Below are 21,339 nucleotides of genomic sequence, written 5' to 3'. Positions count from 1 at the left end.
CTCTGCACCCGTAACATGCAGATGCACAAACTCCCCACCGCACTCGAAGATGATGAAATACATGGGCCTGCTCCTAGTTGCCCAGGAAACCAAGACACCAACACACCGAAAGAGCGACCAGAAAAACTGAAGAAATATCACTCATTTGGTGATTCTTTTCTTGATGGCACCCCTGAACTGCTTCGTTATGTCCTTGTTGGCGATTGGCCAACCCAACGGGAGTTCAACGATGCCCCTTCTTGCTTCTCTCAAGATGGTGTCTCTCAAGCCCAGCGTTGCTGCTAACGACCCTGCTAGCCGGGTCCGGGCGAAGCTGCTCAACGCGATTGCTGAGCAGGTCGAGTGGTGCAACTCGCAGATCGAGGGCAAGCCCTTCAAGGCGACGCGCAAGGTTCAGGGTGTCGAGCAGGATCGGAAATTCCGGCCCTGGGCGTTCAAGCACTCCGGCACCTGGTACGTCAGCCTCAAGTACGGCTCGTCGCCCATCCAGATTAACGGTGGCACAGCCATCGAAAGCGGTGCTGCACTGTCCGATGTGCTCAACGTCCTCGATGTCGTGAAGCAGTCGGTCGAGGCTGGGGAGTTGGATGAAGCTCTGCTCAAGCTTGCTGCACAGCGCGGTAAGTCCCGCAAGGGCGTTGCTGCAAGCACCCCTGCGGATGCCCCTGAGAAGCCCGCACAGGGTCGTACAGCGGGCAAGCGCAGCTAGCGCAACGCAAGCGCCCAACAGCAAGCCAGGGTGGTTTCCCACCCTGGCTTTTCCATTCAGATCACGATCGCTGCGGCTTGTCGGAATAGCTCGTCGAGCTGTTCACTGGTGAGGCCAAACTGCTGGGCGGCGCGCTAGCTGGTGTCCCGAACCACCGCTCAATGCGGCGTCCCCAACCCACGAGTGCCCGCAATCGGTAGCTGTCGCTACGGCTAAGTGACCGTGTTCGACTGCGCAGCAGCAACTTCGCCGCTTGAGCATTCTCCCAAATCTCACGGCATCGTCCGGGGTCACCGCGTAGCGCAGTGCGAGCACCCCATGGAGCGAGAGGGCGTCGTCGTCTTGGCAAGGCGTCATCTCCACGTAACGCCAGGGCAAAATGCCCCAGCGAGATCAGATACCGACGGCAGCCGAAATCTTATAAAACCCCGTCCTCACAACTTCGCGAGCGGCTCAACAGCAAGCCAGGGTGGGAAACCACCCTGGCTTTTCTGTGTCTGGTCCAGTGCTGTTGAATGTCAGATCAAGCGCCGATCCACTTCGCCCACAGGGCGTTTAGGGCGCGAGCAGTTTCCTCATCGCTAAGAAGCTTGTCGATGCCGAACACTTCGCCGACCTGACCATTCGCATGGTTGCTAATGGATCCGCCCATGTAGCGCGCTCCAAGCGTCATGCGTGACAGGCCTGCGATAGCGACAGTATCGGAGAGAACCGTCGCGGCCGCTGCGAACACACCAGATGTCCATAAGGCACGGACACTCGTCGTGTGGCTACTGCCGTTGTACCGGTATATCGCCAGGATGTGCGCAGGCCCAACCAGCTCAACCTGGGGGACGACGTTTGGCGTCGAGTTGTTGCGCCGTGAAAAGGTGGTGTTGGGAGGACTCACCCAATGCGCAATGGAATGTCGGTCTGCCGTTCCGCTAGAGCTTGGGTTCGCCAAATCGAGGACCGGCCAAAAGCCCGAGCCACCACCAGCTGCGCGAAAGAAGTAGGCGCCGATGGTGCAAGGAAGTGTGCCACCAAAAATGGGCTGCAACGTCGCGTCGGTTAGCTCCAAGCTCTGTAGGCTCGATGCGGCCAGATCAATAACCGGTCGTCCGTTGGGCGAAGTTTGGCCAACGGTAGGACGACGTGAGGACATGACCGGTAGGAGATTGCGTCCGTTCCCAGAAAGGTCAGTCAGCTGATCGACGTTACCACCGCTGGCAGAGAGCCCATTGACCGCGCCAGCGTCATACCAAAAACGCAAGTTGGCACCTGCGTTAAGTGGGCTCCAACTCAGTGCAGAGCTACGCACGAATGGGCTGGCAAGTGGTGATCGGAGCGGGCTGCGTAGTAGCGCCCTTATGCTCATGGGCTGATCCTGTAAGCCACTGTGCCAGAGATGTGGGTTGTGCAGTTCCAGCGGTACAATGCACCGCTCTCGACCTCATGCACCGTCAAGGTCATCGGCTTGCCAAACGTATTTGGGTTGCCCACTGGATCAACTGGCACGGATAGCCAGTTCGTGCCATCGAGGCATCGCTCAAGCTTTAGCTCAGCGTTGAATGTGCCGGTGAGCTGGACGTTGAATGAGCCAGCTGCGGTGTAGCTAGCGGATGTGCCAGCTGCGGTGAAAGTTCCTGAGACGACGGCCATAACGCCCTCCAAAATGTCTACGACTGCCCGTATTTATCGCAGACACCAGGATTGCAGCGCGATGGGTTTAGGTACCTGGATTGCTGCATGCAGCCTGAAACGCTGCATCAGAAAGCACACCTGAATGCGCGTAGGCGTAAGCGACTTCCCCGTTGAATGCCTCGCTGCTTGTGCGGGAGCCGAAGAGGGTCGCCTGGTTGATCGCAGCGGGTATCGTGCCAGGAGTGCTTTGGATCGCCCCACCATTCACGCACACAGAGATGCCACTAGGTGTCCAGCACCAAGTCGCGTTGGTAAGTGTCCCCTTGGCGCAGGGAGTCATCGACTGGCTCGGTGATTTCTAGTTCCACGTTGTAGTCACTTTCGGCCCTTTGCGGGCTCTTGCTTCTTATGGTTTATGCAGACGCGATCGCTGCTCCGCGTTCCTCAGTGAGAATGCCAGCCTGAACAAGCGCATCGATGCCTGCGGTGACCTTGTCATCACCGAGCACGACTTCCTGTGCCGCAGCCATGGTCATCATCCACAGCAGCACGGTCGCATCAGCTTGCGCAGCCGCAGCTACCGCAGCCTTTTCCTCTGTTGTGAAGCGGTCCATGAACTCAAGAGGGGTGACTGTTACCGTTGGGACGTAGTCCTTCCAGCCTTCGGGGTATGCCTCAGCTAGCACCTCCTCAAGCTCTGCCTCGGTGCCAATGCGACTTGCGTAGCCGCCGGCTTCGAGCCAGGCAGTGTAGGCGGGATCGCTGACCGGGACATAAGCTGCGGCGGCGCTTGAGTAGACCTGCTCCTCGTCACCACCTACGACCCAGAACCAAGATTTTGGCTCATATGGAATTGGATTGTGTAACATCAGTTGTATTGTCCTCCTGTCTGCGAGACGCCTGCGATGCTGCCGGGGAAGTGGTTAGCGCCGCTGCCATTGGTTGCGATCACGCCGTTCCAAGCGGACACGTAGCGTTGCCCGGTGGTGCTACCCACCGTGCCGATGAATGAGTTGAGGCTGCTAAGGATGAGTCCAAAGTATGAGTTGGCGAACACGCTGAATGCGCGGCTGCCGCTCAGCGTGATGATAGCGCCATTCAGGTTCACCACCGATGCCTGCCCAACGAATATGTGGTTGTTCGCATTCCCGGAGATCGAGTAGGGCGCGCTGTTAGCGGCCACGGCATTCATGCCGATGATGCTGCCAAATTCGCAGCGGATATGCGCGTCACTGCAGGTGCCGAAATCCATGTCTCGAAAGAGGAGAAAGGAGCCATTGACCGCAGCAATACCACAGCCTCGGCTGGTGAAGTCCGCTGGGTTTTGTGGTGCGGTGACCTTGAATCCCCGGATCGAAGCTTTGGCACCGAAGTTGGCTGTGAAGCCATTCCCCACCGATGCGTTGATGGAGCAGGCTGCTGGGTTAGCCGTGTTGCCTTGAATGGCGATGAGTTGCGACGTGGCGCCAACGGGCTGTCCAGTCAGCGAGGCGCCTGCTGTGTAGGTGCCTTCTGCAACCTGAATCGTGACCGTCTGGCCGTTAACGTCGATGTTCTTGATCAGGTAGTCCCAGGCTCCAGTGACCGAAGCGAATGGCGCGGACACACTGCCGTCGCCTGTAGTGTCGTTACCTGTGGATGTGACATACAATGTCGTGGCGCCTTGCAGCTTGAAACGGCCAAGCTTGCGCATTGCTGTGAGCAGCTGATCCTGCTTCGACTTGTCGGGTGAGATGCCAGCTGCGCTAATGACGTTCAGGAGTTCTGCCTGAACCATGTTGCACCAGTCGGCGGGAACACGTGTCGCCGGAATGCTAGCAAGTGGGTTGCCGGGAGTGAACCAACCGCCTGTGCCAGCGGCGCCGGGTGTCGGCATCACCGGCACAGACGTTGAGTTATCGACTTTGTAAACCATAGGAAACCTCGCCAGGTTATTTCGGAATTTCCGATATTTAGCTGGCGAGGCGGTTCTAGCGTGCCGTCAGATCACACTGCTCAATGTCGCACCGCGTTCCAGCTGCGGCCATGCGATACGCAACGTGAAGTCACGTGCAGCCGTGGTGTTCACCGTGAGATTTAGATTGAGGTAAGCGGACGTGCCACCCATCACAGCGCCCTCCTTAACCCATCGCTGTGCAAGGAGCGGTGCACTGGTTGGAGTGATCTGCGTGTCACTGGTATTGGCGAACTGAACCGACGAGTTGGTTTGCCTCAGTCGGATCGACATGACCTCGCCAGTGGCACTTGGGATGCTGCCGGAGATCAGTTTGACAAACAGACCACCGGACCAGACTTCGCCGGGCGTAACCGGATTGTAGGTTGGTGCGCCGAACACGAGACTTGCACCGGTCACTGCACCGGGGATGTTCCAGCGAACGTCGATGTATGGCAAACCTCCCTCATAACCGATGCCGACAATGGACATTGCTGAATGGCGTGTCCATTGGGTTGGGAATGTCGTGCCTAATGCAGCACCAGCGGCTTCGGGGTTGGGAGCCACGTTTGGTGACGGTGGCGGCGTGTAGCTGAATACTATGTTGCAATGTGCAGGCTTGATGCGGATCAACTCGCACTCAAGCACCTCATTGCCCCATGATCGAAGTGGATCCTCGACTGCGCTGTTCTCGACCTCAAACTCACGCAGGTTATCGAGTGGGGCGTTCACTGTGAGAAGGTATGCTACATCGTCGTCGTATATCGGTTCCTCGACTGCGCTCTCCTCGCATCGAAATGGCGCATATTCAGTGATGCTGATGTTGTAGCCGAGGTTCTTGGCGTAGCGGGTAAGGTGGCTCAGTGATTGCCCACCTGTGTTAGCAAAGCGTGCAAGCACCTGTGCGCGTCGCGATTCCACGGATGGAGCATCACCCTGGCAGGGATCTGGAAGTCCGAGGCTGGCTTCCCATTCTGAGAGCAGTTCAGCTGTGGTTGCAGGGAAGGTCTCGTTGAATGTGTCGTTGGTGCGCTGGTGCAGTCGCTCGAACATGGGCATCATTGCGGCAACTGCCGCAGTCATGTTGCTGTCTCGCTCCTTCGGCCAAACTGCACCGGAGGGAAGGAGGTTCAGGAACGCTTGGACGAACTGCTCTGTGGTGTAATCGTATGATGCCATGGCTTAGCTCACAGTCAGCGTGCCAAGCGTTGGCAGCGAACCCACTGCAATCGAGACAGGCGATGTAGGGCTAGCCAGTGTGAAGTGATTGACACCTGAGACGCTTGCGATGGCGCCATTGAGGTCGCTGGGATAGATCGTGCCACCAAGCGGCGTGCCCACTCGGACGAACAGGTCTCTGATCGCTTGCGCGATGCCTGCCTGAATTGCCGTCGTGTTGGGGTTGAGCGTTGTGATGGTGATGTCGATGGGCTGGGGCGCAGGAGCAGCTACGTAGACGAGTGCAGTAGCCGGTCGGAGTGGGTAGATACAATTCGCGATGGTCAGCTGGTCGCCAGTCGCAGGGTCTGCGCGCGTTTCAAGTGTCGCTACACCTGTTGTGCCTTGAGGGAAGCCACCGTTAACGGCTTGGGCTTGGTCCAGCATCGCATAGACAACCACTGTGCCCGCACCAGCCCCTAAGGGGTTCACCCATGCCCTGGTGACACCCGGCACGCTCATTGCCCAGGTCACATAGTCATCTGCTGCACCACCTTGTGGTGGGCTGGCGTAGGCTTGGTTCATGCGAGTGCGGAGAGATTCATTGTCCTCCTGATCTGCACCGCCCGTGATAACCGAGGCACTTACGCCAGCTGGCAACACGCCGGCGATTGGTGAGGTGAGGGTAAGGGTAATGCCCGCATCGGCATTGCCATTGGCACCGTCCTCGACTGCGGTAATTGGCACAGTTGCAGTGCCACCTGATCCGACAACCCGTTCCTCGTTGGTCGTATAAGCCAGACCGTCACCACGTAGGACAGTCGTACCAGTTGGGATAACGCTGCCCTGTAGCCCCGTGAATGTGGCTGTGCCGGTCGCATAGGTAGCTGGGTAGGGGTAATGCCCCTCAGTGCAGCCCAGCCCTCCAGGTCCTCGTCCGTGGCCGTCCAGGGCACGCCCTGCTTTGCACGGTAGGCTAGGTAGCCATAGGTGCTGTTGATCATGCCAGCCAGGGTCATGGCCAGGATGCGTAGCTCGGAGTTGTGGAGTGGTGCTCCCGTTGGGAGGTTCGAAGCGATGTCTGAAATCGCCTGCTGCTGCAAGGCGGTTAGTGTTGGGAGTAATAGCGGCACGGGAAAACCTCTCAGTCTAGAAGGACTTTCCCGTATTTACCGGATTACCCAATTATCGGCGCCAAGCCCATTCAAAGCGGGGTAAGTCAGCAATCGAGCCATCAGGCTTGGTGACTACGATGTGGATGGCAAGCGCATCAGCTGTCAGCCACCATGTCTTAACCTCCACGCTCCTTGCTATGCGGTCTTCTACCAACCAGTTGAGTGCTTCATTGCAGTAATCCCTTGCTCGCAGCAAAGCCCCTTCCTTCTTCGCTCGGTGGAGCAGATAGAGGCGTGAGCCAACGGGTCGGCGGCTAAAGGCATCACCCCACCAGCCCTTCTGAAATCTCAGGCCATTGGGCGGAAGGATGTCGGGACTGGTAACGCGGTCGGTGAAGAGGCTCACTACGACTGCGGTGTAGACATCCGCGTCAGTTGCAAGGTTGCCTGCGACAAAGCTCCAATCGCCTACATTGCGCTCCTTGTCCCATGTGATCCTGATGTCTGCCATGGCGTATCCTTACTGCTGAGGTGTGCCGGAGAGGCCTGAGCCCGGCTGGGTGTTGATGTGGACATGCTGCTTGAGGCTGACGCTTCCGGCTTTGACATCGCCCGATGTGCTGGTGATGTCGCCCTCGACAGTGAGCTTGCCGCTCATCGTGGTTTCAGGCGTGACAATGTTAACCTTGCTCGCGGCATGGATGTTCACCTCACCGCCTTTGATCTGAATGTAGGTGCCTGCCTCGTTGTAGATCCTGACCTCGCCAACACTCATGTTGCGTGGCCGGTATCGCTGATCATTCGATCCAAGGACCAGGCTGTTCGTGCCATCACCAGCGACAGCTAGCACCAGCACGTCAGTGTCAGGCTTTGGGCTAGATGCGAAGCCGTAGAACTGTAGCGATGGGATTTCACGAAGCTCAGCGTCGTTGAACTGCACTTGCAGCCTTTGGCAGACACCAGCCTCATTCGGTGGTGCCGTGGTTCGTGCTGGTCGTACCATGTGCTGAATGCGCCTGAACATGCGCTCATCGTCGTATTGGCTCATTGTCCACCTCCACGTGGATCTTGTCGTGCTGCGTCTGCGGCTTCCCGGGCAGCTTGTGTGCGGTCTGCGTAAGTTGGCTGTAGCACCGATGGCTGAATGTCGAAGGCTTGTGGTGGCATGAGCACGAGATCAGCTGTGGTGCCGCCTGCACCCTTGTTGAACGTCACCGTTGCCAGCGTCCACTCCCTGTTGGTCGCTATAAGCTTTGGTGCCTTCACCTCGACAAGCGTGTTGGGCTGCCAAAGGCGGCCTTGGCTATCGAACCACGAGTCTACCGTTGTGCTGATTGGCTGGCTCCGTCCCCATCTGCGGTTTCGATCCCAGTCAGCACGCTGCTGCGCCAGATTGCGCGACAGCAATGCCTGTTCACCGATGATGTAGAGGCCACGCATTGGATCAACGCCAGGGTCGATAGACGCAGCTTGGATGAAGTTGGTTCGCGCACCACCTGCTTGGTTTGCTTCGTGTCGCCTGTCCTCGAAGGAGTTCACCGACTGAGGAATGACGCGGTAGTGGTGGTATCGCTGGTCAACGCTTCGCCTGACCGTGATCGCCTCGATGTTTTTCCCAAGCACCAGGCTGCCACGTAGCGAATGTGGTTCACCAAGGAAGCGTGCGAGCACAAGGTTGCCTTCTGGATCATCATAGACCAAGACGCCAACCGAACGCGCAACACGCTCCAATATGCTGTAGGGTGTCTCGCCCAAGTTCGCGGTGAACTGCTCAAAGCGTGGGTTGGATGTCTGTCCGCCTGGGTAGCGTGATGTCAGGTCATCAACTCGGATGCCATATGGTTGGCACAACTCAACCGCTAGCTCGGTGATCGTGGTGCTGTTGCGTGTGCCATGCCATGAAGCGATCTCGGCACTGCAATCGAAGAGTTCTCGGCACTTGCTGCGGCCACGCACTGCAACGCCGTGGTCGTTGATCGTAAGCTTCTCGTCTACCGCGTCGATCTTGCCAACCAGCAGCGTCTTACCAGCGACACTGATCTCGCATGGAGCGCCTTCAACCAGGCTCGACACTACGGTGTTGGGGATGCCCTCGGCTGCGATAAGCTCAAAGTCGCTTGGGAAGATCTCCATACTGCGCGTGACCCGGATTTCCTTCCAGCCAGCTACCTCATAGCCACCAACCTTCAATGTTAAGTCGTTGTTCACAGGCATGGTCGTCTACCAATCAGCGGCTCAGCGCCTCAAATCTCGTGGGGAAGAAGAGTGGGTGTGGTGTGTCAACACGGCGCTCAAGCTCGTCTGCTCGCCTGCCATCTCCGTAGAGCATCTGTGCGATGGTGAGAGATGGAAGAGAGGTTGGTAGCTCGACCTGCATGATCTCGGGCAACTGCATGCCGCGGCGCTGTAGGTCCTGCGTCACGATCACTCTTAGTGATCGCAGCTCATTACAGGAGTCTAGGTCGTTCCGATCCGCCGCATTGGCGATCTCTGCGTCATACAGGGGTAGGATGCGCTTCAACGCAGCCGATGCCTCATCGCTGCTCGCAGGGGCGTAGTCCTGAACTGCAAGGGCTAGCTCAGAGAGAGCGGCACGGCGGCATAGGGCAGCAAGGCTTGCCTCTGCGATCTTGCTTGCTTGCGCTGCTGTTGATAGCTCGGAGACAGTCTGGATAACGATGTTATCGGCTGCGCGAGTGGCTGGTGAGTTTCCGGTGTAGATAATGCTGGTTGCTGTGTCGCCTGCCTCAAGCTGCGCACCCCAGACATCAACAATGCCGTTGACAGTCCAGTTCGCTGCCCATGTCACCACTACGTTTTCGCACGTTGAGGCTGTTGTCCATGTCACGCTGTAGCGGGTGTAGGCGCCAGTCTTTAGCATGGCACCAACCCAGGTGTATGCAGTGCGGCCGATATGGGATAGGCCCGATGTGAACTCGTCGACAGTCGGGCCGTCACACGCGATGATGGGGGTGTTTCCACCATCTCTCAGATAGATCGAGGCGGTGTAGGTGGTATTCGGCGACACTGCGATCATGCCAGCAGTGCCAGCCGCGTTGGCGAGGTAAACATTACCCGGTCCCGAGGGACCGGATTTCACGCAGCGTGCGGTGAGCGTTCCATCGGGCGCAGTGACCATACCTTGGTCGATTGCGTTCGCTCCGATGTAGTAGGTATCTGGCGCGCCGTTGAGCAGAATGTTGCAGGAGTTGAGGCGCAGGTTCGTGGCAGTTGGCTCATCGAGATGCCCGGTGAGTGCTCCATTGCTGAACGCTGGTCGAACCATACCGGGAGGAGCAGTGCGCAGCACGCCATCTGCATCGAAGTAGGTCGCCACTGTGCTGCGTGCAGTGCCATACCATCGCTGACCTGGGCCTGCGTTGCGGTAGCCTGCTATGCCGATAGGATCGGTACCTAGTGGAATGTTGGTGTCGAGGCCAAACGTCGCAAGCTTTGATAGCAAGCGGATCTGATCGGCTGGGTCTGCGGTAGCTGGTCGGACTGCCTGGGTTAGCGCCACCACCTCTGCTGCTAGATCATCGAGTATAGTCATAATCGGTTCACCAAATTCATCACGTTGTTGCCGAGCCTATCGACGACGCCAACAGCACGAGTTGCACCATTCGCTAGCTGCCCCGCTGCGTTAGCTGCACGGGTCGCGTTTCCGATGCCTGCGTTGACTGAGTTGACTGCCCCGCTGACAGTTCGCAGGGGCTGCATGAAGCGTCCGAATGTGCGATCGCTCACGCCAAGCATGTTGGCTAGTGGGCGCACCGAGTTGACTGCACGTGTCGCATCACGCACCACACCTTGCACCTCTCGGACATAGCCCTGCGCAGTGCGGGTTACGCTTTGCACGGCTGCCTGTCCGGAGCGCAGTGCATCGCCGGTCGTGCGAACGAAGTCGCCAATGGATGCAACGCTGATATTATTGACCGCCTCACCGAAGCCGTTGATCATGTCCAGGGGATCTCGGCTGCTAGCTGCGATGCTGGACGACACAGATTCTAGGAACACGAGATGCACTCGGACCATGTTCCCTGGCTCAGTGCTCTCGCCATAACCCACCGAGATCAGGGATGCGTTCTTCGGACCAAGGCGTGGGAGCACAAGCTCACCATCACCTGTCTCCTCAAGTGCTGCCCTTAGCTCCACGTACTGCGATGCAACGTCGTCACCGACTAGGTATGCATCGAAGCTGTATTCCTCAGGACCACGGCTTAGGTTCTCAACCCAGACATCGTCGCGGTAGGGATATTCATGCACGGCGTTGCGCGGCACACGTCTTGTGCTGACCTCGCTTACGCCAAACTCGACACCACGCCAGCTAGCTGGGTTGATGTCTGCGTACCATGCTGGTGTGAAACCCATATCTCTTTCCTCCCTTATGCGCTTGCGTAGCTAGGCATGCCCATGCTGACCCTTGGACCATCAGCAAAGATGCCGCCGCTCGTCACCGCTCTCGCGGTCATGCCAGGAGGTGGATTGCTGAATGCGACTTCTAGGCGAGCGTTGCCGGTTAGGGCTGCGCCCGGACCTGGGGTGCGCGGCTTGGCGACTGCATCAACGCCGCGTGGAGCAGGTGCGCCTGGTTGGGTTGGGTTTGCATCACCGCGGGCTCTACGAGCTGCCTGCCTCTGGGCAATACGGTCGGCTAGCAGGCCGCGAGCTGCATCCTCGTTCTGATCTCCATGACGTTCAAAGCCGCGGCTATAGGCGACACCCCAATCACCGGCGTTCTGCGCCCCACGAGCGGCTTGCTCGATGTTCCTGCGCTCGGAGCCATTCCGCTCTCGGATTAGCTGGTCGAGCTGCTCGTCAATGGTGCCTTGGCTCAACAGTCTGCCATCAGGGAGATAGGCCCTGTTGGCGCGTCCCTGGTAGAGACCATGAGCTCCAACACCACCCCCGGCCGGGTTGACCGTAGCTGGATCACCACGGCTTTCGCGCATGATGTTGGCTGTGATACCCGCAGCTTCGTCGGGTGGTACGCCGCGGGAGATCAGGCCGTCATAGATTCGGTTCTCACGCTCTGCCTCTGTCCCTGTAGGCGCCTGTGCGCCGCCTGGAGCCATTGCCCCTCGGTTACGCCAGTTGTTGCGCTGCTCCTGCTGCTGCTCAGGTGTCCTGCCTTGCAGGCTTTCGATGAAGGCCACCCCGGCTGCTAGGAGGCCAAGGGGACCGGCAAAGCGTCCCAGCATGCCAATGGCACCAGACAGGCCAGCTAGGGCACCAGGCGCAGCTAGAGCGCCAACGGCGGTGGTAAGGCGACCTATAGCTGCGATGGCAGCTATGAATTTGGAGCCAACCCAGAGTCCTAGCAGTGCGCCACTGATTTTCAAGATGGTGCTGAGATTATTGCTCATCGTCTCCAAGATGCCGAGGAAGCGTTGACCACCCTCCTGTACCTTGTTCCAGTCCAACTGCTCCAACCAGGCAACGAAGCGTTCGCCTAGCTCGACCACCTTCGGTGTGATGCGGACAACCCAATTGCTGAGGTCGTCGAACAACTTTGCCATACGTGGGCCGAGGTTAGTGACCAGGGCACGACCCATGCCTTCGAAGGCCATCCTGAGGCCGACCTGGGCAGTGTTGAGCTTGTCTGCTGCTGCGACGCTCCCAGCTGTCTCGACGCCGTACCTGCGTGCCTGCTCCTGTGCTGCGCCCCACACCTCAGGTGACTTCTCTAGGATGACCAGCAAGCGAGCAGCTGATGCGCCAAACAGCTCGTTGGCAGTCTGCGCACGGATGATTGGATCTCTGTAGCGCGACATAACACGCTGGATGTCGTTGAACACGTCAGCTGCGCTGCGTGCATTGCCGTTGGCATCCTTGAGCGAGATACCCATGTCGGCTAGGCGTCGCACGAACTCAGGCGCACGACCCGCAATGCCGTCTTGGATGTTATTCGCTAGGGCTTCGAGGCCAGACGTCAGCGACTCAGCATCGCTGCCCATCAGCCTTGCTGCGCCTTGCATGGCATGCAGTCGGCTTACGTTGATGCCCATCAAGCGCGAGTTATTCCCAAGCTGTACACCTAGGTTCGCCCAGCTGTTCGCCAGGGCAAACATGCCAGCGATTGTCGTCGCACCAGTGATCGCGCTCAGGCCAGGGATGATGGAAGCGATGGGGCGTGCGGTATTCTTGGCAGTCTCAGCTAGGCGCGTCATGCTGCCACGTAGCGCAGTCAGCCCCGAGAGATTCGAGAGCTTGGTAAGGCTGACACGCATGCGGTCGACTGGCGCACGCATCGCGGCAAGCTGCTTGTTGATCTTGTCGATGGGCTTTGAAGCAGCATCAATCGCTGAAATTCTAACTGAAAATCCATTAGCCATCTGTAGTCACCTCAGTCGGATGCTGCTTCGAATGAATGCGGTTTGATTGATCTCTCCACCAAGCGAGCTTTGTGGGTGTCATCTCCCACACGGAGGCCGGGCCAATTGGATCCCAGCCATGTGCAAGGGTCAGTTGAGCCGCCAGATCTTCCCAATTGGTTGGGAAGTTGGGGCTTAGAAAAAACCGCCAAAGTAGTCTCCTGCCTCGCGGAACTTGCGTGCGGAGAGGTTCTCGACCACTTGGCGTGGCACATCGGCGACACTCGCTATCAGAGCTTTCATCTGCTTCATGTCAGCTTCAGCGCCTGTGCAGCCGCGTGCAGCGTTGACACCTGCCTCTAGGTCCTTAAGGCGTGGCTCACGGAGGGTGATGCTGTTGTAGGTCTTACCACCAAGGGTGATTGGCTCAGGTAGCTCGATCTCTAGCTCAGGTAGCGGCTCAGGACGGGCTGCTGGTTGGATGTCTTGGTTGTCGTCGCTCATTATAGGATCTCCGTGACATCCATGCCTTCGAAGCGCACGTCGAAGGTCGCATCCTCAGTGTCGACTTCCTGGGTATCAACACAGCCTAGGCCAGTGCCGATGATCTGCTTGCCGCTCACTAGTGTGACGGAGACGTTGACCTCGCGCATCTTATTGAAGTCCTCTACGCGGAGGCCAAGATCGCGGATCTTCGCAGCGATGAAGCCGAGTGTCGGAGTTTCCTTCCACACTTGGTGGCCATCAATTCCAACGAGGGCTTCGCGCTTGATGCTGCTTGGGCTGTAAGTGACATTGCCGACCAGCGCATATGAGCTGCCGTCGATGGTGAAGCTGGTTGCGCCAGCTGCGGGCTTTGCCATGTTCGTTTTCCTTTTTCTTGGGTGCTAGGCACCGGGCAATTGTGGTGGGGAGAGCATGACGCTCTCCCCGCTGGACGTTAGGACTTCGTGAACTGCACGAGCGTGGAGATAATTCGAAGCTGGTTGGCTACGTCGATGGGCAAGAGCAGTGACACACGGCCACTGCCTGCATTCTCGGCCTTCATGTTCTGAGTGAAGTTAGCCACGTTCTGAACCATGCCGTTCGCTGCATGCCCGCGATACCAAGCGATCACCTCGCCCTTCACTGTCGATGGGGTTACGAAGCTTGATCCACCGGGAACCGGGGTGCCATCAGCGACGAGCTTCTTGCGTGCAAACTTTGTGCCCAGGACATTCTTGAGATCGCGGATTAGGAATTGCAGTGTCGTTAGAGTCTCGGTGTCGAGGTAGCTGTCATCGGCTGCACCGGCTGCATTCTTCTGATAGGTGGTGACAGAGCGTTCTAGGATGGCCTGGCCGGCGTCATTGACCTTCGCTGTCGAGATGCCGCTGTAGAGCAGGGTGTTGCGCTCATTGAGCAAGAACCGGCTGCCACGTGGTGGTGGCAAGATGCCCATTGTCAAGTTCTGCAAGGGTAGAGCTGGATCGGCGCGTAGGCTCCTAGCGCATACCGCAGCATAGTCGGCAGCCACGTTGTAGATCGGAGTTGGAGTGTCGTTGATGCCTAGGACAGTGACGTGCTGATCGTTTAGGGCTGCACCGTAGCTGGCCAGTGTCGACGCAGTGCCTTCGCGTGCGGTGAACGCATGTCCGAAGAGGCTTACGTTCCAAGCCCAACGGCCGATGGTGTCGCTGAGCAAGTTGGTTAGAGATGCAAGCTCAGTGGTGCCTGACCATGGGAAAGCGATGAAGTCATAGGGAGCATCGCCTAGGTTGGCGAACGCATTGACTAGGCTTGGCTCACCTGTTCCCGCTGTGCCAGCACCGATGGTGATGGTCACACCAGCTGGGGTAAACTCATTGCCTGCTGCGCCTGCGTAGTTGAGGCGAATGTCTAAATCGCCTGCGGTTACGCCCTTGTGGCGGGCGGTGACAGTTACCGTAGCAGTGGCCACGCCTGATGTGGCAGGCAGGTCGATTGCTGCGTTGATCGCTGCGTTGATCTTCGCGGCAATGGCAGCGGCTGCATCAGCCACAGCTACACCTACCTGAATGCGCTGACCAGCAATGTAAAGGTTCAGCGTACCAGGAGCGGTAGCAGTGCCTGCGACGGTGATCGTGTTGGTAGCCGCTGTGCCAGACGCATTGTCGGTCACAGGCGAGCACCATACCTCACCGAAGTTGTCGCTCTTGCGGTACTGCTGATACATCAGGCTGAGCATGCTGCCTGCACCGAAGAGGGAGCGGGCTTGTTGGTAGCTGGTGACTAGGACAGCGGTGTTCGCAGTGGCAGAGCCTGCCGCCAGCATCTGACCCATTATCAGGGTCTTCTGATTATCAGTGGCGGTGTTTGCTAGTGATGGGTCGATCTCAGCGTAGATGCCGGTGACACGGTTGCTCGCTGGATATAAGGAAAACTGAATTGCCATACCGGCGCCTCCAAATGTTAGCTAACAGGGCCGGTTTCAGCCGGCGTTGTTGGTGATCTCTTTGCAGCCTTCTTCGCCGCCTCAGGTGTGGGTGCTAGTGCCACGTCCGCGTCGCGCAGACGGCGGAGCCAGTACTCAGACGGCGGTACGACGCGACCCTCAGGGGGAAGCGTCTCGAATGTGTCGGGGTCTAGGACGACAAGCCCTGGTGCTGGAATGACGTGCATCATGCAATCCTCGAATGATCTATGTTGCCGTATTTATCGAGGATGCTTGTCTGAGGGCGGTTAGGTCTGAGGCAGGCTCACATCGAAGCGCCAGCTTGGATCAAGGCGCTCGTCGTGTCCGTCGATGTTGAGGAGTGGTTCGCTGCTTGGCTCAAAGCCATCGCAGTCAGTGAGCCAAATCTCCCGGCTGTAGTTGACCTGATAGGCCAGCCTTGCGCCATCCATCGAGGCTAGCTCGGCACTCTCAAACTCAAAGCCCTTTGGCTGAATGTCTGGGTCCATGCGCCAGTTCAGTAAGGCCTTGTGCAATGCGCTGATCGCTTGATCGAGCGTCAGGATCGCTGCCTGACCTCTGCGGTCGCTGCGGTTGTCCAGCACTAGCAGGACGCAAACTGTCTCGCTGACTATCTGGTTGAGGCCATTGCTCTCGGTGTTGGGTGCTGCCTCCATCGGCCCGGGAAGCACGAAGGCACAGGGGATGGGTAGGTTTGCATTCGACATCGCATGCTCGACATCAGCCGAACCGGCGACGTTCTTGAACATGGGACAGTGCTGCTTAATCTGCGCTATGACGGCCGCGTAGTTCATGGTTTGCCTCCCTTGATGCCGTTCTGCATCGCGGCCTCTAGGTTGCTGCGGATAATGTTTTCAGTGCGATGCAGGGCCACTGACAGGAAGGGACGTGGAGCAAGCGTGCGGATGGTGCTTTGCTGTAAGACCTGGCCTCTGCGGTTGCGCTTGTTCCTGGTGCCGCGTCTGCCACCTCCACCAACTGCACCTGTTTCGAGAAACTTGGCGTAGAAGGCGGTGTTGCGGATTGCCACGCTAAAGCCTGACTTGCTAACCCTGACCTTGAACGCCTTGGATAGCGTGCCAGTCTGCTTGGCAGGTGGTTGACCTGGTTGGCTGACAGCACGCGATTTCACGAGCGATTTGGCAACACGCTGCACAGCGCGACCGCTTTGCCCTAGCGCCTTGCGGATTTCCTTCTTCTCCAGGATCAGCTTGTAAGGATCAACTTTGACACCGAGGCGGAACATCAGATGCTCTGCTTCTCGAGTTCAGCGTCGATGGTTAGGAAGCGTCTGCGTCCGTCCATCTCGGAGACACGGTGGATGCGGTAAAGCTCCTGGCGTGTCGAGCCATCGGGTAGTGGGATGTCTCTGCGGATCACGTAAAACTGGTCCAGCCCATCGCGCCAGCGGACGATGATGCGATGCGTGATGCTGTTGACGTCGATCTGCTGCCCTTGGATGTAGGCCATCGTGCCTACGGGCTTGATGCTCGCATTGGGCGTCGAAGCGGTCACTCGTAGTGGTGATGAGCGTTGGATCATTGAGGTTGTCCTCGTTGATCGCATCACCACGCCTGTAGATCGTCACCTTGGATCTTAGATCGCCAACCTTGAATCTATCCATGCGCTCACCCGAAGAATGTTAGGCGATAAGGGGAGAGCAAGGACTCAACCGCTTCGCTGATTAGCTTGAAATCCGTGTCGCCTCGGTTCTCGTTGAGGCTTGTGAATATGAGCTTCACCGCGTGCTTGATGGGCTCAGGGATGGCAGTCGCATCATCCCCATAGCCGCTGGTGAATTCGACCTTGAGGCCACGGATATTGGCAGTGAGCGACGGCAGCTTGAGCAGCCTGATACGCGCCGGCTCACTGTCAACATCCACAGCGTAGTCGCTGGTCTGGAGGCTTTCTGGAGCATTATCCCAGAGCAACCACTGCACGGCGGAAACTGTGCTAGCCGGTCGGGCTAGCTCGATCCAACCCCTGTAGGGCTGGACAAACATGCCAATGAAGTTGGACCGGATGCCATTGCTAGCCAAGGGATGGCTGCCTAGCTCGTCGGTGCTCAACGTCCATGTGACAGGGCGATTGATCAGGTAGCGGTTCAGATAGTTTTCCACTGCCTGGGTAGCAGCGAGGCCACGTGCTGCGATGAGATCCTCGTCGGTGATGTCATCGACAAAGGCATGTCGCTGTAGGTCCTCAATTGGTATGGGGCACACGCTTTGTGCGGATCGGATGCTTGTTTTCACGTGTCCCCCTTGGGGTTATGCCCCTTACTTCGTGACGGAGTTCTTGAAGCCCTTGACTGAGCGGCGCGGTGGCAGCGGTGCCTTTGGCGCAGCTGGGTCTTCGGACTTGGCCTTGTAGGTGTCGGCTACACCAGCTTCGACGAGCTTGGCTGCATGCACTGCAAGGAAGCCCGCAATTTCGCCGGGGTTGTATGAGCCGTATCTGACCTTGAAGATCACTGAGACAATGTCGTTCATCGCGGGCGTTGGGAGTGGCGGTTACCCACCACTCCCATCCTTGTCCTAGCTGTTTGGAGTTACCGCTGCGGAAGCAGTGGTATCAGCTGTGTTCAGGGCCTGCGTGTAGAACTGCCTGCCAGCTACGTTGAAGGCGGTGCCTAGTGTCCAGTTGGTAGCGGTGATAACCGCTGCCGACACATCATGGCGTAGAGCGAAGTCCACCGCGTTGGTCGCCTTGATGCCGATGAGGTCACGGGAGAAGGCATTAATGTTGTTGGATGATTCAACCCAGCTACCTTCTGTGGTTACGCTCACATCGAGGCGGTAAGCGTCACCAACTACGAGGTCATCAACGCAGGCAAGGATGACCTTAGTCTGGTTGGTGCTGCCACCGAGGTTGGTTGGAAGCTGAATGGTGGTGTAGACGGGATAGCCGAGCAGTGTGCCGCTTCCGTCAATCTCATTGGCGAATGCGTAGACGCCGAAGCCGTTCTGTAGACCACGTAGGAAGCCTACGACGCCTGGGTTCATGAACCACGCCTTGCTGCCACGGACGAGGTTGATCTCTAGTGCTAGCTGGGCTGCACGTAGATCCTTCATCACGTTGTCAAAGGTGACGCTGGCGTTGCTGGTTAGCTGGTTGCCGCTTACGACCTGTGGGATGATGCCGACTGGTGAGGCGCCGCCGCTGCCAGTGGAGTTTAGGAACGCGATGTCCTCGGCGAGACCCATCTGTGCGATTAGGTCTTCACGGACGATGCGCTCGACCTCTAGCGGGGAGAACTCAACCAATTCCTTGGTCACGGAGGTGATCGCCGCGAGCTTCTTCCAGGTGAGGTGGATAGTGTCGAAGCCCGCCTGGGTTACGTTGATGTCTGTGTTCTCACCAACCCAGGAAGCAGATGCACCGAGACGCTGACGAGGAATGGTCATCTGGCCCATGGGCATTGCCATAACGCGGGCACCAGCTGCACGCACTACGCTCTGTTCGCGTAGTAGCTCAATTGGGTCGGCCATGAAGTCCTGTGGGATGACAGGCACGGCGGAGGTCAAAGCCTTGGTGACCATCTCATCGCCGAAATTCTTCTCGACATAGTGGCGACCGGCACCGAAGCCGTAGATCTTGTCGACGATGCGCGCTGTGGAGAAGCGAGCGAAGAGGGAACCCTTCTTGCGAGCTACCAGGGCGTTGTTGGAGCGGTGGACGGAGGGAGCAGACTTGACGGTCCAGCCCTTCTCGGCTGCGTCGTCATCTACTGGCTCAGCAGCGTCCGCAGCGTCGTCTTCAACAGCCTCTAGGCGAGCAATGCGGGCGGATAGCGCCTCGATCTTGCTGGAGATGCCATTGAACTTCTCAACGTCCTCGTCATTTAGCGGAGTGTCGTCGGTTTCCTTGAGAGCGATCGCCTTGGCTTCAAGCTTTAGGTTCTCGCGCTTGAGCTTAAGGTCTTTAATAGAAACAGTCATGAATAACAACCTTTCTTCTTGTTTTTGCGGGCCTTTGGCCCGAGCACGGTTATTCCGTGATATTTATTTGATTGACTGAAATACGGCTCAGTCGACGAGGAATAGCTTCCTCAACATGCGCGCTTGGTGTTTCTTGGCGGGTGCGGGTGCGGCTTTGTCTGCCTCCGGCTCAGGAGCAGGTTGCTCACTGGCTTCCGGTGCAGCTGGCATGCTGTGGATGAGCGCCTGCCGATTGCAGGGCACAGTCACCACGCTGAATTCGATTAGCTCGCACGCCGTGACATCGACGCCATCCATGGAGCGTCGATCAGCATCGACGGCGAAATCCCATTCCTTGACGATGGCCCCAATGCTGACCGCATTCAGGATGCCTGCGCGGCACGCTTGGTAGACGGCTTCTGCTCTGTCACCGATGATGGGAATGGATGGGTCGGCAAACTCGACAACACCTACAAGGACGCCATCCTCGATGCCGATGCTGACGCATTTGCCGATGGGGAATTGGTCTGAGTCATGCCCCCACAGCACGACCGGGTTTGTGCGGTAGTAGGTGAGGTCGATGCCTTCGGGGTAGAAGATGTCGAAATCGCGGTCGATGGTCGGTGCGCTGAGCACAAACTTGATCTGGCGTCCCTCCATGGGAATCGCTGGCGAGCTGCTGGCTTTGGTTAGGGGAGCGCGCTGAACGAGAGACTTGTCGATCTTGCCTTGGCGCTTGAAATCCTTGTTGCTGAGATAGGTGATGTTCATTCGTCGCTTTCGCTCTCGGCGTCCTCCTTTGGCTTGCTGGGTTGCGCGTCAGGCGCGACTGGCTGCTGACCAACCTTGTCCAAGGTGGTCATATTCAGCTGGATGAAATACTGACCGCCGCCGGGCACTGGTGGCAGATTATCCTCGGCGCGTAGCTCGTTCACGCTGCGCAGGCCGTTCTGCAGGGCTTGCGCTTGTGCAGCTACGCGATCCGCTCTGTTGCCGCGTAGCAGCTCATCGAAGTCGAAGCTGAATTTGAATTTCCCGAACTCGTCGTTGAACAGGAGGTCGAGCGCAAATGCGTCCTCGATTGGTCGAGTGATCGCCATGAGGGTGTCGTCGATGTAGCTCTGATTCTGCTCCTCGACGTTGTTCCCCGTGGTAGCGCGGTCGACCACGAACACCTTAAACGGTGGCACGCCGAACAAGCGGCAGACTTCCTCAACCACAAACTTCCGGCTCTCTAGGAGTTGCGTCTCTTCGGGGCTTGCGGCTGTGCGGGTGTAGGTAAGGCCACCGTGCAGCACAGGTGTCTTGCCTGCGTTGGCTACGCCGGATTGACTGGTGCGCCAGTTGGATGTGGTTTGCTCGATGGCTTCCTTGCTCATCACGTTCGGTGTGGTGAGCACACCACCGATATGCGCGCCATTCTCGAATGTCTTGGATGCCAGTCCTTGCGCGGCTAGCGTCAGCTGAATGACCTGGCTGGCAACGCTGATCGGGCTGACACCCTTGATGCCATCGAAGCTCAGGTTCCGAACGTGGATCATATCCTCGGCTCGGAGGCGCTGGCTGTTTGGGCTCAGCATGCGGTGTGTGACGTGGTAGAAGAGGTCGCCATTGGCTGCCTCGTTCACCGACACGTCCGCTGGCATCAATGGGATTAGCTCTAGCGGCTTTGCACTCTCGGGATCGCGGACAATGGCGACGTAGGCGTTGCCATGCAGCTGGTGTGCGAGAACGATCTGCGAGATGAATTCGAAGGTTGTCATCCTGCGGTTTGGCCGAGCTAGCAGCCTTGAGACGGGATGATCGTTTGCTTCTTCCCAGCCACCCTGAGACAGCTTGCGCATTAAGCGCAGTGGCAGCTTCGCTACGTCAGTGCTGAGCCGCTTCACGCAAGCGTAGACTGCGCTGCTCTGTAGGACGTGGACTGGTGTTGATGCGAAGTTGGAGCCGAGGAATGTGCCCCAGCCATTGGTGATCGACGACCAACCTGCTTCGCCAAGATCAGGTGTCAGGAAGCTGAATGCCTTGGTCTCAATGTCGGGAGCCGGCGTGCTTGATGCGCTTTTCGCGCTCTTATTTTTCTTGGCCATGCGGCGTCCTTGGAGAAGTTAATTTCTCCATATTTAGCCGCAGGCA

Annotated in this window: 24 protein-coding genes; 1 reads left to right on the top strand and 23 read right to left on the bottom strand. The window is 57.9% G+C overall.

Annotation, left to right across the window (positions count from 1 at the left end; all coding sequences use genetic code 11):
• Window positions 1-229 precede the first annotated feature (229 nt).
• On the top strand, window positions 230-709 hold the full coding sequence (locus NJ376_RS01365) for a hypothetical protein (protein ID WP_252951416.1): 480 nt from the start codon (window positions 230-232) through the stop codon (window positions 707-709).
• 523 nt (window positions 710-1,232) lie between these two features.
• On the opposite strand, the gene NJ376_RS01360 is transcribed toward NJ376_RS01365, so the two are convergent.
• The 23 genes from NJ376_RS01360 to NJ376_RS01250 form a co-directional block, all read right to left on the bottom strand.
• Complete coding sequence (locus NJ376_RS01360; protein WP_252951415.1) at window positions 1,233-1,769, bottom strand: hypothetical protein; 537 nt, start codon at window positions 1,767-1,769, stop codon at window positions 1,233-1,235.
• A 976-nt stretch (window positions 1,770-2,745) separates the two neighbouring features.
• The gene (locus tag NJ376_RS01355) at window positions 2,746-3,201 is read right to left on the bottom strand and encodes a hypothetical protein (RefSeq protein ID WP_252951414.1); all 456 of its coding nucleotides are present in this window, start codon (window positions 3,199-3,201) and stop codon (window positions 2,746-2,748) included.
• Window positions 3,201-4,247: a DUF1565 domain-containing protein gene (locus tag NJ376_RS01350; RefSeq protein ID WP_252951413.1), complete on the bottom strand. Its 1,047-nt coding sequence runs from the start codon at window positions 4,245-4,247 to the stop codon at window positions 3,201-3,203. Before NJ376_RS01350 ends, NJ376_RS01355 begins: the two co-directional genes overlap by 1 nt.
• Before the next feature lie 66 nt (window positions 4,248-4,313).
• Window positions 4,314-5,444, bottom strand: coding sequence for a YmfQ family protein (locus tag NJ376_RS01345; protein WP_252951412.1), 1,131 nt, complete (start codon window positions 5,442-5,444; stop codon window positions 4,314-4,316).
• A gap of 3 nt (window positions 5,445-5,447) precedes the next feature.
• On the bottom strand, window positions 5,448-6,344 hold the full coding sequence (locus NJ376_RS01340) for a baseplate J/gp47 family protein (RefSeq protein WP_252951429.1): 897 nt from the start codon (window positions 6,342-6,344) through the stop codon (window positions 5,448-5,450).
• 264 nt (window positions 6,345-6,608) lie between these two features.
• Window positions 6,609-7,049: a phage GP46 family protein gene (locus tag NJ376_RS01335; protein ID WP_252951411.1), complete on the bottom strand. Its 441-nt coding sequence runs from the start codon at window positions 7,047-7,049 to the stop codon at window positions 6,609-6,611.
• 9 nt (window positions 7,050-7,058) lie between these two features.
• Window positions 7,059-7,586 (bottom strand): phage baseplate assembly protein domain-containing protein, encoded by a 528-nt coding sequence (locus NJ376_RS01330; protein WP_252951410.1) that lies wholly within the window; start codon window positions 7,584-7,586, stop codon window positions 7,059-7,061.
• Window positions 7,583-8,752 carry a phage baseplate assembly protein gene (locus NJ376_RS01325; RefSeq protein WP_252951409.1) on the bottom strand — a complete coding sequence of 390 codons (1,170 nt, stop codon included), beginning with the start codon at window positions 8,750-8,752 and terminating at the stop codon, window positions 7,583-7,585. The genes NJ376_RS01330 and NJ376_RS01325 overlap by 4 nt, the downstream gene beginning before the upstream one ends.
• A gap of 13 nt (window positions 8,753-8,765) precedes the next feature.
• On the bottom strand, window positions 8,766-10,091 hold the full coding sequence (locus NJ376_RS01320; RefSeq protein WP_252951408.1) for a phage head spike fiber domain-containing protein: 1,326 nt from the start codon (window positions 10,089-10,091) through the stop codon (window positions 8,766-8,768).
• Entirely contained in the window at window positions 10,088-10,909 is an 822-nt protein-coding gene (locus NJ376_RS01315) for a DNA circularization N-terminal domain-containing protein (protein ID WP_252951407.1), read from the bottom strand. The genes NJ376_RS01320 and NJ376_RS01315 overlap by 4 nt, the downstream gene beginning before the upstream one ends.
• A 14-nt stretch (window positions 10,910-10,923) precedes the next feature.
• Window positions 10,924-12,873 carry a phage tail tip lysozyme gene (locus tag NJ376_RS01310; RefSeq protein WP_252951406.1) on the bottom strand — a complete coding sequence of 650 codons (1,950 nt, stop codon included), beginning with the start codon at window positions 12,871-12,873 and terminating at the stop codon, window positions 10,924-10,926.
• Window positions 12,874-13,047: 174 nt separating this feature from the next.
• Entirely contained in the window at window positions 13,048-13,356 is a 309-nt protein-coding gene (locus NJ376_RS01305) for a phage tail assembly protein (protein WP_252951405.1), read from the bottom strand.
• A complete protein-coding gene (locus NJ376_RS01300; protein WP_252951404.1) occupies window positions 13,356-13,715 on the bottom strand; it encodes a phage tail tube protein in 360 nt (119 codons plus the stop codon). The genes NJ376_RS01305 and NJ376_RS01300 overlap by 1 nt, the downstream gene beginning before the upstream one ends.
• Before the next feature lie 77 nt (window positions 13,716-13,792).
• Window positions 13,793-15,265 (bottom strand): phage tail sheath subtilisin-like domain-containing protein, encoded by a 1,473-nt coding sequence (locus NJ376_RS01295; protein ID WP_252951403.1) that lies wholly within the window; start codon window positions 15,263-15,265, stop codon window positions 13,793-13,795.
• A gap of 17 nt (window positions 15,266-15,282) precedes the next feature.
• On the bottom strand, window positions 15,283-15,492 hold the full coding sequence (locus NJ376_RS01290; RefSeq protein ID WP_252951428.1) for a DUF2635 domain-containing protein: 210 nt from the start codon (window positions 15,490-15,492) through the stop codon (window positions 15,283-15,285).
• A 60-nt stretch (window positions 15,493-15,552) separates the two neighbouring features.
• On the bottom strand, window positions 15,553-16,080 hold the full coding sequence (locus NJ376_RS01285; RefSeq protein WP_252951402.1) for a phage tail terminator protein: 528 nt from the start codon (window positions 16,078-16,080) through the stop codon (window positions 15,553-15,555).
• Window positions 16,077-16,532: an HK97 gp10 family phage protein gene (locus NJ376_RS01280; protein ID WP_252951401.1), complete on the bottom strand. Its 456-nt coding sequence runs from the start codon at window positions 16,530-16,532 to the stop codon at window positions 16,077-16,079. Before NJ376_RS01280 ends, NJ376_RS01285 begins: the two co-directional genes overlap by 4 nt.
• Window positions 16,532-16,828, bottom strand: coding sequence for a phage head completion protein (locus NJ376_RS01275; RefSeq protein WP_252951400.1), 297 nt, complete (start codon window positions 16,826-16,828; stop codon window positions 16,532-16,534). The genes NJ376_RS01280 and NJ376_RS01275 overlap by 1 nt, the downstream gene beginning before the upstream one ends.
• Window positions 16,829-16,914: 86 nt before the next feature.
• Window positions 16,915-17,538 carry a head-tail connector protein gene (locus NJ376_RS29100; RefSeq protein WP_252951399.1) on the bottom strand — a complete coding sequence of 208 codons (624 nt, stop codon included), beginning with the start codon at window positions 17,536-17,538 and terminating at the stop codon, window positions 16,915-16,917.
• A 24-nt stretch (window positions 17,539-17,562) separates the two neighbouring features.
• Window positions 17,563-17,775 (bottom strand): hypothetical protein, encoded by a 213-nt coding sequence (locus NJ376_RS01265; protein WP_252951398.1) that lies wholly within the window; start codon window positions 17,773-17,775, stop codon window positions 17,563-17,565.
• Between the two features lie 45 nt (window positions 17,776-17,820).
• Window positions 17,821-19,224: a phage major capsid protein gene (locus NJ376_RS01260; RefSeq protein WP_252951397.1), complete on the bottom strand. Its 1,404-nt coding sequence runs from the start codon at window positions 19,222-19,224 to the stop codon at window positions 17,821-17,823.
• Window positions 19,225-19,311: 87 nt separating this feature from the next.
• Complete coding sequence (locus NJ376_RS01255; RefSeq protein WP_252951396.1) at window positions 19,312-19,974, bottom strand: HK97 family phage prohead protease; 663 nt, start codon at window positions 19,972-19,974, stop codon at window positions 19,312-19,314.
• Entirely contained in the window at window positions 19,971-21,293 is a 1,323-nt protein-coding gene (locus NJ376_RS01250) for a phage portal protein (RefSeq protein WP_252951395.1), read from the bottom strand. The genes NJ376_RS01255 and NJ376_RS01250 overlap by 4 nt, the downstream gene beginning before the upstream one ends.
• Window positions 21,294-21,339 lie beyond the last annotated feature (46 nt).

This window comes from Siccirubricoccus soli, assembly GCF_024178315.1.
Classification (GTDB): Bacteria; Pseudomonadota; Alphaproteobacteria; order Acetobacterales; family Acetobacteraceae; genus Siccirubricoccus; species Siccirubricoccus soli.
This window is presented reverse-complemented; position numbering and strand designations above follow the sequence as displayed.

Excerpts from the sequence above, each read along its gene's own strand:
- NJ376_RS01365 (WP_252951416.1), top strand. The coding sequence starts at position 230 with ATGCCCCTTCTTGCTTCTCTCAAGATGGTGTCTCTCAAGCCCAGCGTT.
- NJ376_RS01355 (WP_252951414.1), bottom strand. The coding sequence starts at position 3,201 with ATGTTACACAATCCAATTCCATATGAGCCAAAATCTTGGTTCTGGGTC.
- NJ376_RS01350 (WP_252951413.1), bottom strand. The coding sequence starts at position 4,247 with ATGGTTTACAAAGTCGATAACTCAACGTCTGTGCCGGTGATGCCGACA.
- NJ376_RS01345 (WP_252951412.1), bottom strand. The coding sequence starts at position 5,444 with ATGGCATCATACGATTACACCACAGAGCAGTTCGTCCAAGCGTTCCTG.
- NJ376_RS01335 (WP_252951411.1), bottom strand. The coding sequence starts at position 7,049 with ATGGCAGACATCAGGATCACATGGGACAAGGAGCGCAATGTAGGCGAT.
- NJ376_RS01330 (WP_252951410.1), bottom strand. The coding sequence starts at position 7,586 with ATGAGCCAATACGACGATGAGCGCATGTTCAGGCGCATTCAGCACATG.
- NJ376_RS01325 (WP_252951409.1), bottom strand. The coding sequence starts at position 8,752 with ATGCCTGTGAACAACGACTTAACATTGAAGGTTGGTGGCTATGAGGTA.
- NJ376_RS01320 (WP_252951408.1), bottom strand. The coding sequence starts at position 10,091 with ATGACTATACTCGATGATCTAGCAGCAGAGGTGGTGGCGCTAACCCAG.
- NJ376_RS01315 (WP_252951407.1), bottom strand. The coding sequence starts at position 10,909 with ATGGGTTTCACACCAGCATGGTACGCAGACATCAACCCAGCTAGCTGG.
- NJ376_RS01310 (WP_252951406.1), bottom strand. The coding sequence starts at position 12,873 with ATGGCTAATGGATTTTCAGTTAGAATTTCAGCGATTGATGCTGCTTCA.
- NJ376_RS01305 (WP_252951405.1), bottom strand. The coding sequence starts at position 13,356 with ATGAGCGACGACAACCAAGACATCCAACCAGCAGCCCGTCCTGAGCCG.
- NJ376_RS01300 (WP_252951404.1), bottom strand. The coding sequence starts at position 13,715 with ATGGCAAAGCCCGCAGCTGGCGCAACCAGCTTCACCATCGACGGCAGC.
- NJ376_RS01295 (WP_252951403.1), bottom strand. The coding sequence starts at position 15,265 with ATGGCAATTCAGTTTTCCTTATATCCAGCGAGCAACCGTGTCACCGGC.
- NJ376_RS01290 (WP_252951428.1), bottom strand. The coding sequence starts at position 15,492 with ATGCACGTCATTCCAGCACCAGGGCTTGTCGTCCTAGACCCCGACACA.
- NJ376_RS01285 (WP_252951402.1), bottom strand. The coding sequence starts at position 16,080 with ATGAACTACGCGGCCGTCATAGCGCAGATTAAGCAGCACTGTCCCATG.
- NJ376_RS01280 (WP_252951401.1), bottom strand. The coding sequence starts at position 16,532 with ATGTTCCGCCTCGGTGTCAAAGTTGATCCTTACAAGCTGATCCTGGAG.
- NJ376_RS01275 (WP_252951400.1), bottom strand. The coding sequence starts at position 16,828 with ATGATCCAACGCTCATCACCACTACGAGTGACCGCTTCGACGCCCAAT.
- NJ376_RS01265 (WP_252951398.1), bottom strand. The coding sequence starts at position 17,775 with ATGAACGACATTGTCTCAGTGATCTTCAAGGTCAGATACGGCTCATAC.
- NJ376_RS01260 (WP_252951397.1), bottom strand. The coding sequence starts at position 19,224 with ATGACTGTTTCTATTAAAGACCTTAAGCTCAAGCGCGAGAACCTAAAG.
- NJ376_RS01255 (WP_252951396.1), bottom strand. The coding sequence starts at position 19,974 with ATGAACATCACCTATCTCAGCAACAAGGATTTCAAGCGCCAAGGCAAG.
- NJ376_RS01250 (WP_252951395.1), bottom strand. The coding sequence starts at position 21,293 with ATGGCCAAGAAAAATAAGAGCGCGAAAAGCGCATCAAGCACGCCGGCT.